Source organism: Pseudomonas agarici, from assembly GCF_900109755.1.
Lineage (GTDB): Bacteria > Pseudomonadota > Gammaproteobacteria > Pseudomonadales > Pseudomonadaceae > Aquipseudomonas > Aquipseudomonas agarici.
In genome coordinates this window covers 1-15,744 of the sequence record NZ_FOAR01000035.1, presented here as the reverse complement: position 1 = coordinate 15,744, position 15,744 = coordinate 1, and the positions used below count along the sequence as shown (strand labels likewise).

11 protein-coding genes are annotated in these 15,744 nt (G+C 59.9%); 2 read left to right on the top strand and 9 right to left on the bottom strand.

The genetic code is table 11. The features are described from left to right. Positions 1–1,017 carry an arginine/ornithine succinyltransferase subunit alpha gene (aruF, locus tag BMX68_RS22990; protein WP_017131584.1) on the bottom strand — a complete coding sequence of 339 codons (1,017 nt, stop codon included), beginning with the start codon at positions 1,015–1,017 and terminating at the stop codon, positions 1–3. A gap of 161 nt (positions 1,018–1,178) precedes the next feature. After that, positions 1,179–2,399: an aspartate aminotransferase family protein gene (locus BMX68_RS22985; protein ID WP_017131583.1), complete on the bottom strand. Its 1,221-nt coding sequence runs from the start codon at positions 2,397–2,399 to the stop codon at positions 1,179–1,181. Between the two features lie 644 nt (positions 2,400–3,043). Between BMX68_RS22985 and BMX68_RS22980 the strand changes: the two genes are divergently transcribed. Both BMX68_RS22980 and BMX68_RS22975 read left to right on the top strand, forming a co-directional pair. Beyond that, complete coding sequence (locus BMX68_RS22980; RefSeq protein ID WP_017131582.1) at positions 3,044–6,262, top strand: type III effector HrpK domain-containing protein; 3,219 nt, start codon at positions 3,044–3,046, stop codon at positions 6,260–6,262. A gap of 72 nt (positions 6,263–6,334) precedes the next feature. Next, complete coding sequence (locus tag BMX68_RS22975; protein ID WP_017131581.1) at positions 6,335–6,874, top strand: winged helix-turn-helix domain-containing protein; 540 nt, start codon at positions 6,335–6,337, stop codon at positions 6,872–6,874. A 163-nt stretch (positions 6,875–7,037) separates the two neighbouring features. On the opposite strand, the gene argR is transcribed toward BMX68_RS22975, so the two are convergent. The 7 genes from argR to acs all read right to left on the bottom strand — a co-directional run bounded on the left by argR (position 7,038) and on the right by acs (position 14,847). Continuing rightward, positions 7,038–8,030, bottom strand: coding sequence for a transcriptional regulator ArgR (gene argR, locus BMX68_RS22970; protein WP_026013131.1), 993 nt, complete (start codon positions 8,028–8,030; stop codon positions 7,038–7,040). A gap of 124 nt (positions 8,031–8,154) precedes the next feature. Then, the gene (locus BMX68_RS22965; RefSeq protein ID WP_017131579.1) at positions 8,155–8,919 is read right to left on the bottom strand and encodes an ABC transporter ATP-binding protein; all 765 of its coding nucleotides are present in this window, start codon (positions 8,917–8,919) and stop codon (positions 8,155–8,157) included. A gap of 28 nt (positions 8,920–8,947) precedes the next feature. Next, positions 8,948–10,060 carry a succinylglutamate desuccinylase/aspartoacylase family protein gene (locus tag BMX68_RS22960; RefSeq protein WP_017131578.1) on the bottom strand — a complete coding sequence of 371 codons (1,113 nt, stop codon included), beginning with the start codon at positions 10,058–10,060 and terminating at the stop codon, positions 8,948–8,950. 2 nt (positions 10,061–10,062) lie between these two features. Beyond that, positions 10,063–10,761 carry an ABC transporter permease gene (locus BMX68_RS22955; protein WP_017131577.1) on the bottom strand — a complete coding sequence of 233 codons (699 nt, stop codon included), beginning with the start codon at positions 10,759–10,761 and terminating at the stop codon, positions 10,063–10,065. Further along, entirely contained in the window at positions 10,758–11,447 is a 690-nt protein-coding gene (locus tag BMX68_RS22950) for an ABC transporter permease (protein WP_017131576.1), read from the bottom strand. Before BMX68_RS22950 ends, BMX68_RS22955 begins: the two co-directional genes overlap by 4 nt. A gap of 90 nt (positions 11,448–11,537) precedes the next feature. After that, positions 11,538–12,314, bottom strand: coding sequence for an ABC transporter substrate-binding protein (locus BMX68_RS22945; protein WP_017131575.1), 777 nt, complete (start codon positions 12,312–12,314; stop codon positions 11,538–11,540). Positions 12,315–12,891: 577 nt separating this feature from the next. Beyond that, positions 12,892–14,847: an acetate--CoA ligase gene (gene acs, locus BMX68_RS22940; protein ID WP_074862661.1), complete on the bottom strand. Its 1,956-nt coding sequence runs from the start codon at positions 14,845–14,847 to the stop codon at positions 12,892–12,894. Between the last annotated feature and the right edge of the window lie 897 nt (positions 14,848–15,744).

Genomic DNA, 15,744 nt, shown 5'->3' with positions numbered 1-15,744 from the left:
TTAAACTGCCACCAGGCGCACGCTGGCGCCTTCGCCGACGCCCAAGGCTTCGGCGGCCTGCAGATCCAAGGTGACTGGCTTGCCGGGGGCATAATCGAGCGCCAACAACACCGCGCGGTAGTCCTGCAACAATGCATTGGACACCAGGTATTGGCGACCACCGCCCTGGCTCTCACCGATCTTCACCGGCACCACGCGGCTCTGGGCAATCGAACGGATCCCGCTGACCCGCGCGTGCAGGGTTGGGCCACCGTCGAAAATATCGATGTAATGATCGGTCTCGAAACCCTCGCGCATCAGGATGTCGAAAGTAATCTGCGCACGCGGGTGCACTTGTCCCATGGCTTCTTGGGCGGCGTCTGGCAGCAGCGGAACGTAGATCGGGTAATGCGGCATCAGTTCGGCGAGGAAGGTCCGACTCTTCACGCCGCACAAGCGCTCGGCCTCGGCGTAGTTCAGGTCGAAGAAGTTGCGGCCAATGGCGTCCCAGAACGGCGAGTCGCCATGCTCGTCGCTATAGCCGACGATCTCGGTCACCACCGAATCGGCGAATCGCTCCGGGTGACTGGCGACGAACAATAGACGACCACGGGAGTTCAACTCTGACCAGGCCGAGCCCACCAGTTCCGGCACCACATAGAAGCTGGTCAGCAAGCTGTTGCCAGTCAGGTCATGGCACTGGGAAAGCACGTGGATCTTGTTGTGGATCTTCAGCTCGCGCGATGCATGGACAAAAGTCTCATTGCGGAAACTGTAGAACGGCTCCGAATAACCGGCCGAGGCGACGATCGCCGAGCAGCCGACCAGCGTGCCGGTGGCAGTGTCCTCGAGCACGAAGAAATAGCTTTCTTCGCCGTTGAAGCTGACTTCAGCGGCAAACGAGGCTTCGCTCGCGGCGATCTTGTCGCGCAGGCGGCCTTCGTCGTCCGGCAGGGAAGTGACACCGATCGGGCTGTCGGCGGCCAGACGCCGTACCTCGTCCAGGTCAGCCATTTGCGCGGGGCGCATCACCAGCATGGTGTCACTCCTTACTAAAAACGGATCGGCTGAATCGGCCGACACAGAGGAAAAAATGCCGGGCTGGCCCGGCACGAAAAAATCGGCGCGTCGCCGACTCCATGAGCCGACGGCGGCGCTACTACCTTTCAATCAAGCTTGCGTTGATCAAGCAGGCTCGATCAACCCTGGGTCAGTCTGGCCACGGCACGCTCGAAACGGTCCAGGCCTTCCTTGATGTCCACATCCTCGACCACCAGGCTCGGAGCGAAACGAATCACATCCGGACCGGCTTGCAGAATCATCAAATTTTCTTTCTCGGCCGCATTGAACACGTCCTTGGCCTTGCCCTTCCAGGCATCGGCCAACACGCAGCCAAGCAACAGGCCCACGCCACGAACCTGGCTGAACAGGCCGTACTTGGCGCCGATCTGCTCCAGGCGGGTCTTGAATACCGCGTGCTTGGCATTGACGCCATTGAGCACTTCAGGGGTGTTGATCACATCGATCACCGCATTGCCGACCGCACATGCCAACGGGTTGCCGCCGTAGGTGGTGCCATGGGTGCCGACCACCAGGTGCTTGGCCAGCGCTTCGCGGGTGAGCATCGCGGCAATCGGGAAACCGCCCCCCAGGCTCTTGGCACTGGTGAGAATGTCCGGCGTCACGCCGTAGTGCATATAGGCGAACAGCTTGCCGCTGCGGCCCATACCGGTTTGTACCTCGTCGAACACCAACAGTGCGTCGTGCTGGTCGCACAGCGCGCGGGCCCCTTGCAGGTAGGCCAGCTCGGCCGGCAGCACGCCGCCCTCACCCTGGATCGGCTCCAACACCACGGCACAGGTCTTATCCGAGATAGCGGCTTTCAGCGCGTCCAAGTCATTGAACGGTACATGGGTGATGCCGGTGATTTTCGGCCCGAAGCCGTCGGAGTACTTCGACTGGCCACCGACGTTCACGGTGAACAGCGTGCGACCGTGAAAACTGTTGAGCGCAGCGATGATTTCGTATTTTTCCGCACCGAAACGATCGAATGCCACGCGACGGGCCAGCTTGAACGCGGCTTCGTTGGCTTCGGCACCGGAGTTGCAAAAGAACACGCGCTCGGCGAAGGTCGCGTCCACCAGTTTTTTGGCCAGGCGTAAGGCCGGCTCGTTAGTGAAAACGTTGGATACGTGCCACAGATTGTTGGCCTGCTCGGTCAGCGCACCGACCAGCGCCGGATGCGCGTGGCCCAGGACATTGACCGCAATCCCGCCGGCAAAATCGACCAACTCCCGCCCCGCCTGGTCCCAGACTCGAGAGCCCGCCCCTCGCACGGGAATAAAAGCCGCGGGGGCGTAGTTGGGAACCATTACCTGGTCGAAATCGGCGCGTTGCACCGGAGCTTGCTCAACGGACATCGGAGTCTCCTGAAGAGGTACGCCTGCCTGAAACTGGCGAGCGATGGGGGGATTGTAAGGACAGATTTCAGTCCGGCATTGTCGCCAAGCGACAACTTCTTATAGCGCCAAACCGGGTTTTGCCGAGGTTGTCGGCAATGCGACAAATAGCATCGCAAAGGCGCAGTTTAAACGGTGGGGCCCTTTTGATGCAGAGCCTACGAAATGAGATTTTCGACTGACGATCTTCGCAGTGTGAATTTTTGTGAAATGTTGTGAATTCGAGTGGAAAATTCGAAAGGCATGAACCCAGAGACCGACCTTCGCACGGCCACTCTCTCGGGAGCCCCAGCCGAGCGCTCCCCCTCCCTCGGAGCCCGCGATAAATGGCCTTTTGCACCAAGGCCGCCAGCCACCCCGAAGCCCACATTGCCCCCTCCGGCTCCGCTGTTTAAAGCGCTTGTAGCCGGCAATTAGCCCGCAGAATTTGTAACCAAATATACACACGCCTAGGGCTTCATGAGCAGGCCCCCGCTCAAGCGGCGGGTTGCTCACAGCAGCCCGATAACCCCGACCACACACTCGCGCCCCCTCAGCCCGCGCCGCTCGCGGCAGGGCCGGAGCGAGGTCGTGTGCCCGGAAAGTGATCCTCAGGGAGGTTCTGCATGACTGCCATACGCAACGCCACCGCCCCCATCGACCGCAAGGTCGATTCTGCCCAGAAAAAGTTCGAGATTGCGCTGGCCCAGGCCGGCGACCGACCGATCTTCGACCCGTCAAAGATCCGTGGCGCCAGCCTTCCCGAGCCCTTCCAGAATATCCAGCCGCCCAAGGACGGTAGCATCACCTACACGCCGCGCGACGGCGACAAGCCGGTGACGGTCAAGGAAAAAGACGACCCGGACCTGTACAAGCAGGTGCTCAATCAATACCAGCGCGACCAGAAGAACGGCGCCCACGAAGCCGGTATCATCCAGAGCCAGAAGGACGGTTACGTGCCAGCCGAGAGCAGCACCGTCGCCCCCGGCCTGGGAAACTACAAGGGGATCGGCGCCGTCGACGAGGTCGGCCCAGGGCTGATTCGCTACGAGACGCTCAGCGGCGAAAAAGTCGTGGTCAGTCAGAAGGACAACCCGACGCTATTCACCCAGGTCAGTCAGGACCGCGAGAAGCAACTCGCGATCAACCAGAGCGAAGCCGAGGGTTATCGTCTGGCTGCTCCCAACGAAACCTTCGACGGCATGCGCCTGGTAGGGGCGCCTGAAGAAATCGGCCCCGGCCTGATCCGTTATGAAACCGACTCCGGGCAGAAAATCATCGCCGCCAAGGACATTGCTCCGGAGATCTACAACCAGGCCGTCAACGAATACAAAGGCCTCTCCGGCGCCCCCGGCACCAGTGACAATAGCTGGATCGACGGATCCAGCCACGCCGCCGGCGCCAAGGACTGGGACAAGATCACCGGCAATACCGGCGCCCAGCCGACCCAGGAAGAACTCGACCTGAACCGACCGATCGCCGCATCGGAAATGATCTCGGAAAACTGGGATGCCTGGGGTCTGCACGATACCCCGATCGACTTCGCCAACCCGCCGACCACCCTGCCGCCCGAGGCTCAGGCCGCGCTCAAATATGTCGCCAGCAGTCCGTCGCTGATGGCCGCACTGGACAGCGGTGGCCGGGGCAAGGCCGATGGGGTGATCACTCATTCCGATGTCGATCACTTTATCCACAACGCCAAGGATGATCTCTCCGCCGCCACGAAATCCTATACGGCGTTCCTCGGCGGCAATCCTGACGAGTTGGCCAAGGCTAACGCCAAGCCAGCGGCGATCCTGATGGCCAACAACTCCCTGGTCGCCAGTGCCGGTCCGAACATGACCCCCGGCAGCAGCGACCAACGGGAGAACAAGGGCGAGATCCATATCGACAACCTGACGGGCCTGGCGAGCGACCCGGGCCTGAGCTCGGAATTGACCAGCGCCGCCGATCTTTGGTCGCACCCCGGGATGATGCGCTCCCTGGACCTGGGTGGCGACGATCCGGTGCTGTACCACGAAGACAAGATCATCGTGCGCGACAACATCGGTGCCTGGATGGAAAAACAAGCGCCCAAGACCGACTCCGACACCTTGATCTTCCTCGACGGCGCGGCCGTGCGCGACGCAGTGGCGGATGTCGACACCTCCAAGCTGAACGCCGATGTGCTGCAACACCCGGAAAACTACGACGGTAAGACCAAGGCCGCAGTGCTCACCCAATTGACTGACGCCCAAACCCGGCTGACCATCAGCGATTACAAGGATAATCACACCGGCCTGCTCGACAAGTACACCTCGCCCAACAAGGGGCTCAACCCCAACGAGGACAAGATCAAGGGCCAGCTACAGGACGCGATCCATACCCTGATGGCCGACAATGACGTCCAGGCTTTCATGCAGAACAAGCGGGGCCCGGCGCTGCAGAATATCGTCAGCAGCGACCCGAACCTGAAAATTGCCCTGCAATCCTACAAGGCCACCCAACTGGACACCGGCAACGTCCTCAACACCAACCTCGACGCCAAGGATGCGGACGGCAAGCCAGTGCCACCCGGTACCGCGCTGCAGAACGCGGCCAACGACATCACTATCGCCAACCTCGCGCTGGGCGGTGACGGTAAAGTGGACCTGCATGCCATCGCCGAAAAATCCGGGCAGATGGACAACCTCTACAACACCTACAAGAACGACTTCGTCTCTGGCCAAGCGTTCAAAGATATGCTCGCCAGCGGCACGGACCCGGTGGCGGCAGCCAGCAGCTTCACCGCCAGCGCCTCGGCCTTCCAGGCCTTCCTTGGGCCGAATGCCACCTCGGGCGACGCCCAGATCCTGCAGGTCAACTTCAACGAAGCGCTGTCCGAAGCCCTGGTCAACAGTGCCGACAGCAACAGCCTCAACATCACGCTCGGCGATGCCAATGGCAATTTCGATGAGGCCAAGGTCACTGCGGCGCTCAACTCTGCCGCCGAGGCCGACCCGCAACTGTTTACTGCGGCCGACGGCAGCAAGATCGATCCTTCGCAAGTGATCAGTATGATGCGCTCGGTATGGGACATCGGGCGCCAGAACGACAAGATCATCGACGTCCTACCTAAAGCCATCGACGGTTTGAAGTTGGGCAATGTGACTGACGCCTACAAGCAGGGCCTGATGCATATCGGCAGCGGTATCCTCGCCGGAGGCGTGCTAATCGCTCGCTCCGCCACCGGCAGCAACACTCCGATCGCTGATGCCAATCGCGTCTCGGCGGGCCTGCAGTTCGCCGGCCTGCTGATGGAAGGCGGCACCAAATACGCCAAGGAGTTCGGCTTTGGCACCAGTTGGGATATCAACAAGAACGTCGGCGAAGGCATTGGTGCCTTCCCGACCAGCGAACTGACCGGCAAGGGTCCGCTGAGCGCCGACGCCATCGCCAAACTGAGCAGCGTTAGCAAGATAGTCGGCGGTGCCGGCAGCTTTATCGGTGGCATCGTGGGCATCGTGGGCGGCGTCGACGGCCTCGCTCACGGGGAACCCCTCAGTGGCGCCTTCAACCTGGCCGGTGGCATCCTCGGCACCGGTGCCGCGACGGCCAGCCTGATCGAAGGCGGTGCCGGCTTGTTCGGCTTCAGCGATATCGCTGCCGTCGCCGGCTCCCTCAGCGGCGTGCTCGGCATCGGCGGTGCGATCGTCGGTGGTATCGCCAGTGCCTTCCTGCCCTTTGCCCTGGCCGACGCCCGTGGCAAAGAGCAGGAGAAGTTCTACGGCGAAATGGTGCCGATCCTCAAGCAATACGACCTGACCGGCGGACCTGAACAGCCCGGCGACTATCCGGAGGATCCCATCCCGGCGATCAATACCTGATACCCCGAAAGTAAGAGCGGTTGCCCGTGGCGACCGCTCCCCGTCCAACTGCTCACGTAAAAAGGTAACACCATGAATTCCAGCGATATCGTTAACATTCCGGCACAGGATGCCGTGTACACAACGGACAACCTGGAGCATGAAATCCATTTCGGGCCTTTCAAGCTGGTGCCTTGGCAACAGGCACTGTTCAAGGACGGCGAACGCATCACGCTCGGTAGCCGGGCCATGCTGCTGTTGATCTGCCTGGCGTCACGTGCCGGCGAGCTACTGGAAAAGAAACAACTGATTGCCCTGGTCTGGCCCAAGGCGATTGTCGAGGAATGTAACCTACGCACCCAGATCCGTATGTTGCGCCAGGCTCTGGATGAAGATGAACATGCCTCGCATATCGTCACCGTAGCGGGACGCGGCTATCGTTTCGTCACCCCGACCGCCCTGCACCCGGCCTCCCGGACCATCACCATCGAGCCCAAGTCCGACCATGCCGCCAGCTTCCTGCCACGGGCGCTCACCCAGTATCAGGTCAACGTCAACCTGAGCCTGGCGTATTCAAACCCCGGCACGCGATTACGGGACGACCTGTATCGGGAAAGGCCGACAATGTTCTAGTGGCCTGTACGGTGAGTTCGTTAGCTCAAGTTCGGATGCCATAAGTTCATGGCTAAGGCGCTGTGACGAGTCATAGCCGGGCTATGGCGAGGAACAGCAACGCAAGCCAGGGATTTAGGGCGCCGAAATTGACTCATAGAACTAACCACACAGGCCACTAGGCTCAACCGCGCTCGGAAGGCACCGAGGACAATTCGAACGGGCTGCTGCTGCGCCGCTGGTTGCGATCTTCCCGCGGTGTGGCACCGAAGAAGTTACGGTAGGCGCTGGAGAAATGCGGCCCCGAGGAGAAACCACAAGACAAGCCGATTTGGATGATCGACTTGCTGGTTTGCATCAGCATCTGCCGGGCCTTGTTCAGGCGTAGCTCCAGATAGTACTGGCTAGGCACCCGGTTGAGATATTGTTTGAAGATCCGCTCCAACTGCCGACGGGAGACACAGACATGCTGGGCGATTTCGTCGGTGGTCAGCGGTTCTTCAATATTGGCTTCCATCAGCAGCACCGCCTGGGTGAGTTTGGGATGGCTGGAGCCCAGGCGATTCTGCAACGGAATGCGTTGCCGCTCGCCGCCCTCACGAATGCGCTCGACCACCAACTCCTCAGACACCGCGCCAGCCAGCTCAGCGCCATGGTCACGAGCCAGGACCGCCAACAACAGATCCAGCACCGACATCCCGCCGCACGCTGTCAGGCGATCGCGATCCCAATCGAACAGATGGCTGGTGGCGATCACCTTGGGAAAACGCTCGGTAAAATCATCCTGCCAGCGCCAATGCACCGCGGCGCGATAGCCATCGAGCAACCCCAACTGCGCCAATGGATAGACACCGGCAGACAAGCCACCGATCACACAACCGGCGCGCACCAGTTGCTTGAGCGCACTGCTCAGTGCCGGCGCCAACACCGTCGGCGGCTCATCGGCCAGCAGGAATAATTTCTGACAACCTTCGAGCTTACCGACCCAGGGCTCGCCCGGCAGTTGCCAGGCGCCAGCCGGTACGCCTTCGGTGGATACCTCTGCCCGCAGGAACGACAACTCGTAGACAACCTCCGGATGCACGCGCTGAGCGACGCGCAAGGCCTCCTCGGCCAGCGCCAGCGTCAACGCTTTAGTGCCGGGCCAAATCAGGAAACCAATTCGATGGGCAGTCATGGCATGCAATCCGAAAACAGAACAGAGTGAAAAGCCGAGGGCAGCCAATTCAAAGTAGACCACACCGCGCACGGTGCGCAGCATGACTTATTTGGGCGCACAACGGCAGCATACAAAGCAGCGACTATTTCAAGCTGCCTGACAGGAATTGCCGCAAACGCTCGGACTGTGGGTTGACCAACACCTCGCGAGGATTGCCCCGCTCTTGCACCACGCCTTTGTGCAGAAACACCAGTTGATTGGAGACTTCACGGGCAAAGCCCATCTCGTGGGTCACCACGACCATGGTCCGACCTTCCTGGGCCAGGGCCTGCATCACTTTTAATACATCACCGACCAGTTCCGGGTCGAGGGCCGAGGTCGGCTCATCGAACAGCATGACCTCCGGCTCCATCGCCAACGCCCGCGCAATCGCCACACGCTGCTGCTCGCCACCGGACATATGGCCCGGATAGGCGTCCTTGCGATGGGCCACGCCGACCTTGTTCAGGTAGTGCTCGGCCTTTTCCAGCGCTTCTTTCTTCGATACGCCCAGGACATGCACGGGGGCTTCGATGATATTTTCCAGGGCGGTCATATGCGACCATAGGTTGAAATGCTGGAACACCATCGACAGCCGCGAGCGCAGGCGCTGCAGTTGCTTCGGGTCAGCCGCTTTCATTGCGCCGTCCTTGCCCGCCACCAGCTTGAGCTCTTCATTGTTGAGCAGGATGCGCCCAGCGTGGGGCTGTTCCAGCAGGTTGATGCAGCGCAGGAAGGTACTTTTGCCGGAACCACTGGAACCGATGATGCTGATCACATCACCGGCCTGGGCGGCCAGAGACACACCCTTGAGCACTTCGTGACTGCCATAGCGTTTATGCAGGTCTTGGACTTCAAGCTTGTACATGCGGTCGGTTCTCACAAAAACAGTCAGGTCAGTCGCTAAGCAGGCGCCCGTGGCGAAGGGGCTCACACCCCGCCACCTTGGCCAGCCAGATCGAGGGTTGGGCGTAACGCAGCCGCTCCACGGCATATAACACACCGGCTATGCCGGCACACACGGTGCTGACCCGGTCGGACAAAGGATCGATCACCTCAAACAGCGGCTCGCCCGGCTCGACCCAACTGCCCACCGGACACAGGTAGGTGACTACCCCGGCATGGGGCGCATAGAGCAACTCGGTGCCTTCGAACGGCATGGCTGCACAGGCCTCATGCCGTGGCACTGGCCACTCGCCGCCGATCAGGCCCTGCTCGGCGAGAAATGCGAGGATGCCTTCGGCATGCGCCTGGGCCTCGGATCGACCGGTATCGGCCTGGCCGCCCAGTTCCAGGGTAGTGGACATGCCCGCCAGGGGAATCGCTGCTTGCGGGAACTGTCGCGACAACCGCAGCCAAGGCAGCGAACAGGCCTCATCGAAGGAGGTACCGCCCGACTCTTCCGCCAGCAGCGCCACTTTCACGTTCAGATGCGCCGCCAGGGAGCGCCACTGCGGCCAGTGTTGTGGCAGGGCATACATGTGCACCGCCGCCTCGCAATCGCAATGCAGATCCAGCACCACATCGGCGTCACAGGCATGACCGAGCAAGACCCGTTGCATCCCCTGCAACGGATTGGTGGCTGGCGGCAAGGCGGCCAGCACCTCGCGCATGGCCTGGCGGATCAGTTGGACGTTGGCATGGGGATCGTCCCCCAGCTTATCGCCCACCAGGGCCGCCACCGGCTCGGTCAGCTCAACGAAGTCACGATTGAAATTCTTGCCGCTGGCGTATTCGAAACGGCCCTGGTGATTGCCTTGCAGCAACTGCCCGAGACCAAGCGGATTGGCAACCGGCACCAGTTCGATAACGCCCTTCAGCACACCCCGGGCTTCCAGCGCGGCCAGGTGCTTCTTCAGCTCCCAGGCGGTGCGCATGCCCGGCAGTTCGTCGGCATGCAGGCTGGCCTGGATATAGGCCTTGCGCTCACCGCTGCCGAAACGAAACACCGAAAGCTGGCGCTCGGTGCCCAGGCTGCCCCAGGGCAAGACATGATCGATACGTTCCATACTCAATGCTTCCGTGGAGCCAGGTAGCCCAGCCAGCGGCGCTCGGCCAGCTTGAACAGGCGCACCAGGATAAAGGTCAGGCACAGGTAGAACACACCCGCGGTGATGTAGGCTTCGAATGGCAGGTAATACTGCGCGTTGACGGTACGAGCGGCGCCAGTGATATCGATCAAGGTCACGATGGAGGCCAGACTGGTGGTCTGCAGCATCATGATCACTTCGTTGCTGTACTGCGGCAGCGCCCGGCGCAAGGCCGATGGCAGCAGGATCCGCCGATACATCTTATAGCGCGACATGCCCATGGCCTTCGCCGCCTCGATCTCGCCGTTGGGCGTGGCCCTGAGGCTGCCGGCGATGATTTCGGCGGTGTAGGCACTGGTGTTGATGGCAAAGGCCAGGCACGCACAGAAGGTCGCGCTCGACAGCCAGGGCCAGAGGAAGCTCTCGCGTATCGCTTCGAACTGGGCCAGGCCGTAGTAGATCAGGAACAGTTGCACCAGCATCGGCGTGCCACGGATCACGTAGGTGTAAAGCCAGGCGCTCATGTTCACCAGCGGCTGTTTGGACACCCGCATCAAGCCCAGCGGCAATGCCGCCAGCAAGCCAAACAGCAACGACAAAGCCAGCAGCTTCAGGGTGGTCAGCAAACCGTCGAGGTAAAGCGGCATGGCCTCCCAGATGACGTTGTAGTCGAAAATCATAGATCAGCCGCCCTTACGCCTACCGAGTAGCGCCTCTCAAGGTGACGCAATGCCAGCAAAGAGACGCTGGTGATCACCAGGTACATCGCCGCCACTGCCAGGAAGAAAGTGAAAGGCTCACGGGTTGCATCGGCCGCCTGCTTGGCCTTGAACATCATATCTTGCAGGCCCACCACGGAAATCAGCGCGGTGGCCTTGGTCAATACCAGCCAGTTGTTGGTGAAGCCGGGAATTGCCAGACGAATCATCTGCGGCACCGACACCCGGAAAAACACCTGTAGGCTGCTCATGCCGTAGGCCATGCCGGCCTCGGCCTGGCCTTTGGGAATCGCCATGAAAGCGCCGCGAAAGGTTTCCGACAGGTAGGCCCCAAAAATAAAGCCCAAGGTCCCGATACCGGCCGCCAGGGGATTGAGATCGACATAGTCGTCATGACCGAGCAACGGCGCGACGCGATTGAGCAAGTCCTGGCCGCCGTAGAAAATCAGCAGGATCAACACCAGATCGGGAATCCCGCGAATCACCGTGGCGTACAAATCGCCGAGCCAGGCCAGCCAGCGCACCGGCGACAGGCGCAACGCCACCCCGATCAGTCCCAGGATAATGGCCAGGGCCATGGACGACAAGGCAAGCTCAAGCGTCAGCCAAGCGCCATCGAGGATAACCGCCCCGTAGCCTTTCAACATGATTGAGGTCCTCGAAACACGGATGAAAAAATGGCGCAAACCTCAGGGAGCCTGTGGCTTGCGCCATTTCGGACGAACTGCCGCGATGACTTACTTGCCGTAAATATCGAAGTCGAAGTATTTGTCTTGGATTTGCTTGTACTTGCCGTTGGCACGGATCGCGGCGATTGCGGCGTTGAGCTTGTCGAGATTGACCTTGTCCCCCTTGCGCACAGCAATGCCGATACCGTCACCGAAAAACTTTTCGTCGGTGAATTGCGGACCGACGAACGCGAAGCCCTTGCCGGCATCGGTTTTCAGGAAGCCGTCCTGCAGCAGGGTGGCGTCGGCCACGGTACCATCGAGCCGGCCAGCAGCCACGTCCAGGTAGATCTCGTTCTGCGAACTGTAAGGTTTGATCTGGGCACCCAGCGGCTTGAGGACCTCATCGGCGAAGCGATTGTGGATCGAGCCACGCTGCACGCCGATATTCTTACCCTTGAGTTCGACCAGGTTGTCACTGATTACGGTGCCTTGCTTCATCACCAGGCGCGCCGGGGTGTTGTAGTACTTGTTACTGAAGTCGACAGACTTCTTGCGATCATCGGTGATCGACATGGACGATAGGATCGCGTCGATCTTGCGCACCTTGAGTGCCGGGATCAGGCCATCGAACTCCTGCTCGACCCAGACACACTTGACCTTCATCTCTTCGCACAGGGCGTTGCCGATGTCGTAGTCGAAACCGACGATGCTGCCATCCGGCGCCTTGGAGGCGAACGGCGGGTAAGCCGCCTCGATACCCACCTTCAGAGGTTTTTCATCGGCAAACGTCGGCAGCGACAGCACGGACAGTACCAGGGCGCCAAGCAGCACGAGTTTCTTCATCTTAGGACTCCATCGGTAAAGGGCAAAAACAGCAGAGTGAGCGTGAGCCCAACATGCGGATGGGTTAAATCGGGATAGCGGTGCTGCGTCCTAATAGGGACTGATTCGAATTCGGTCCAAACAATGACGAGCGAATGATGGGCATTCTAACGACAGGCCCGAAGTCGATATTTCTTCAATGCGACAACTAATTACAGAAGCATCGAGAATGCCGATCCGGCACATTGACAGTTTTTGGATTTTATGCGAAGGGAAAACACAGAGAACCGATCTATGCAGCAAATATCGGGCCTATTATTCGCAAAGCCCTCTATTCCGGCAAGCACAGCGTGCAACGACATTTTTTCGACACGCCATGCAACCCACAATATGAACGTAAGCGTTTCCCTTTGTCCTGGTGATGGACGACAGGTGACATATTTGGTTACTTGACGATGCCAGGGTAACAACCTGAAACGTCTTACGGCAAAAACCGACACTTAGCTCTTTTTAATTCAATCGCTTCAGAAAACCACCTCAAACAGAAAAGGGCCTCGCCCGACTGACGCCGGACGAGGCCCGATCACTTCGAATCGCCTCAGGCGACGCTCATGGTCTTGTGCGTATCGATCAAGTGTTGCACTACGCCCGGATCGGCCAGGGTGGAGATATCACCCAGCCCATCATATTCCGCCGTGGCGATCTTGCGCAGGATACGGCGCATGATTTTCCCCGAACGGGTCTTCGGCAACCCCGGCGCCCACTGAATAACGTCTGGCGAGGCAATCGGCCCGATCTCCTTGCGTACCCAGTTTTTCAGCTCCAGGCGCAACGCCTCGCTCGGTTCCTCACCGTTGTTGAGAGTGACATACACATAGATACCCTGGCCCTTGATGTCATGGGGCACACCGACCACCGCCGCTTCGGCGACTTTCGGGTGGGCGACCATGGCACTTTCGATCTCGGCGGTGCCCATGCGGTGGCCGGAGACGTTCAGCACGTCATCGACACGACCGGTAATCCAGTAATAGCCATCCTCGTCACGCCGAGCACCATCCCCGGTGAAGTACATGCCGCGGAAGGTTTTGAAGTAGGTGTCGACGAAACGGTCGTGATCGCCGTACAAAGTGCGCGCCTGACCCGGCCACGAATCAAGGATCACCAGGTTACCCTCGGCCGCCCCTTCGATAATATTGCCCAGGTTGTCCACCAATGCCGGCACCACGCCGAAGAACGGCCGCGCCGCCGAACCCGGTTTGAGGGCATGGGCGCCCGGCAGTGGGCTCATCATGTTGCCGCCGGTCTCGGTCTGCCACCAGGTGTCGACGATCGGGCAACGGGACTTGCCGACCTGCTTGTAGTACCAGTCCCAGGCTTGCGGGTTGATCGGTTCACCCACCGACCCGAGCAGGCGCAGGCTGCTGCCATCGGCCCCTTCGACGGCAGCCGAGCCCTGAGCCATCATCGCGCGAATCGCCGTCGGTGCCGTGTAAAGGACATTGACCCGGTGCTTATCGACGACCCTCGCCACCCGGGTGATATCCGGGTAGTTCGGCACGCCTTCGAACAGTACGGTGGTCGCACCGTTGGCCAGCGGCCCGTAGACGATATAGGTGTGGCCAGTGACCCAGCCGACGTCGGCGGTACACCAGTAGACTTCGCCCGGACGGTAGTCGAATACCCGCTCGTGGGTCAGGGCGGCATACAGCAGGTACCCGCCCGTGGTGTGCTGAACGCCCTTGGGCTTGCCGGTGGAGCCAGAGGTGTAGAGGATGAACAGCGCTTCTTCAGCGCCCATCTCTTTTGGCGCGCAGACGCTGCCCGCCACTTTCATCAGGTCTTCGAACCAGATGTCGCGACGCGGGTTCCACTTGATGTCACCCCCAGTGCGCTTGCACACGATGACTTTTTGGATACTGCTGGTTTCCGGGTTGGTCAGGGCGTCGTCGACGTTGGCCTTGAGCGGGATCTTCTTGCCAGCGCGAACCCCTTCGTCAGCGGTGATCACTACTTTTGAACGACAGTCGATGATCCGACCGGCCAAGGCTTCCGGCGAGAAACCGCCGAACACCACCGAGTGAATCGCGCCGATGCGGGTACAGGCCAGCATGGCAACCACAGCTTCGGGAATCATTGGCATATAGATGGTCACCACGTCGCCGCGATGGACATCCTGGCCACGCAGGGCGTTGGCGAATTTGCAGACTTGTTCGTGCAGTTCACGATAGGTGATGTTGCGTGAGTGGGCTGGGTCGTCGCCCTCCCAGATAATCGCAACCTGATCACCGCGTTCGGCCAGATGGCGGTCCAGGCAGTTAGAGGAAACGTTCAGGGTGCCATCGGCGAACCATTTGATATCGACGTGGTGATCGTCGAAGGACGTCTGTTTGACCGTGGTGAAAGGCTTGATCCAGTCGAGACGCTTGGCTTGTTCGCGCCAGAAGCCGTCAGGGTTGACGACCGACTGCTGGTACATCGCCTTGTAGGTCGCCTCGTCGGTCAGCGTAGTCGCCAGGACTTCGGGACGAACGGGGTACAGGGAAGCCGCACTCATCTTTCTTACCTCGGTGGATAGTTGTTGTTTTATGACCCTGTTGTAGCCGGGCTGACTCGGGTGGGCCATTCGACGATGGTAGTAACACCCCTTACAAATCATTGTATTAACTGCTGGCAAAGCCCAAGCACGCCGCCTGCAACCTTTTCAGGCCTGATGAAAATAGCCTGGATTTGGGGGCAGGCGAGACGTTTTTTGAGGATTATGACAAACTTTGTCACTAACTTTTATCAAAAACCCTTCTATATGAACGGCTTGCACACTCTTCAAAGCAACTTTGCCAACTAAACCTGCGAACTAACTGGATGATAGTTCCACGCAGGTTATTCATTCGAATTCAAACTTGACATTGTCTCGCTCGCGGCCTCGTCGACGAGCCGACCGCTGGGCTTGCCGGGGGCCGAGCGTCGCAAAATCCTTCTCCCGACAAAAAACTCTTTTGCCGCCAAAGCCCTGCAAGCCTGAGCCGCATCCCGAAAAGCACTCAGGAGGTCAGAATCCGTCACACCATTGAGCGGAAAAAGCCCTTATAATGTCTCGGTAAACGGGCTCGCAACACCCCCTGCAAGGTAGCGCTCTCACGCTGGCACCATTGCAGGAACAGACGCCCTTCCCTGTGCCATTCGCCCCTTGAGGGCCTCGTACACATTTTCCGTTGTTTGCCTGCGTAGCTTTACTTGCATAGCCAGGGCGGCAAACAATTCCATCTATCCAACGCGGCCGTCGGGCCGTGTGAAAAACCCATCATCAGTGTTTTCACACGGACGACAGGCCCTCACGCAGGAGACGACACGTCATGCTGAGCTGGGACGAATTCGACAAAGAAGAAGGCGAAGTAACGGTCAAGGGCGCCAACGCCGGCCATGCCACCGAAGCCAACATGGACCGCCTGGACAA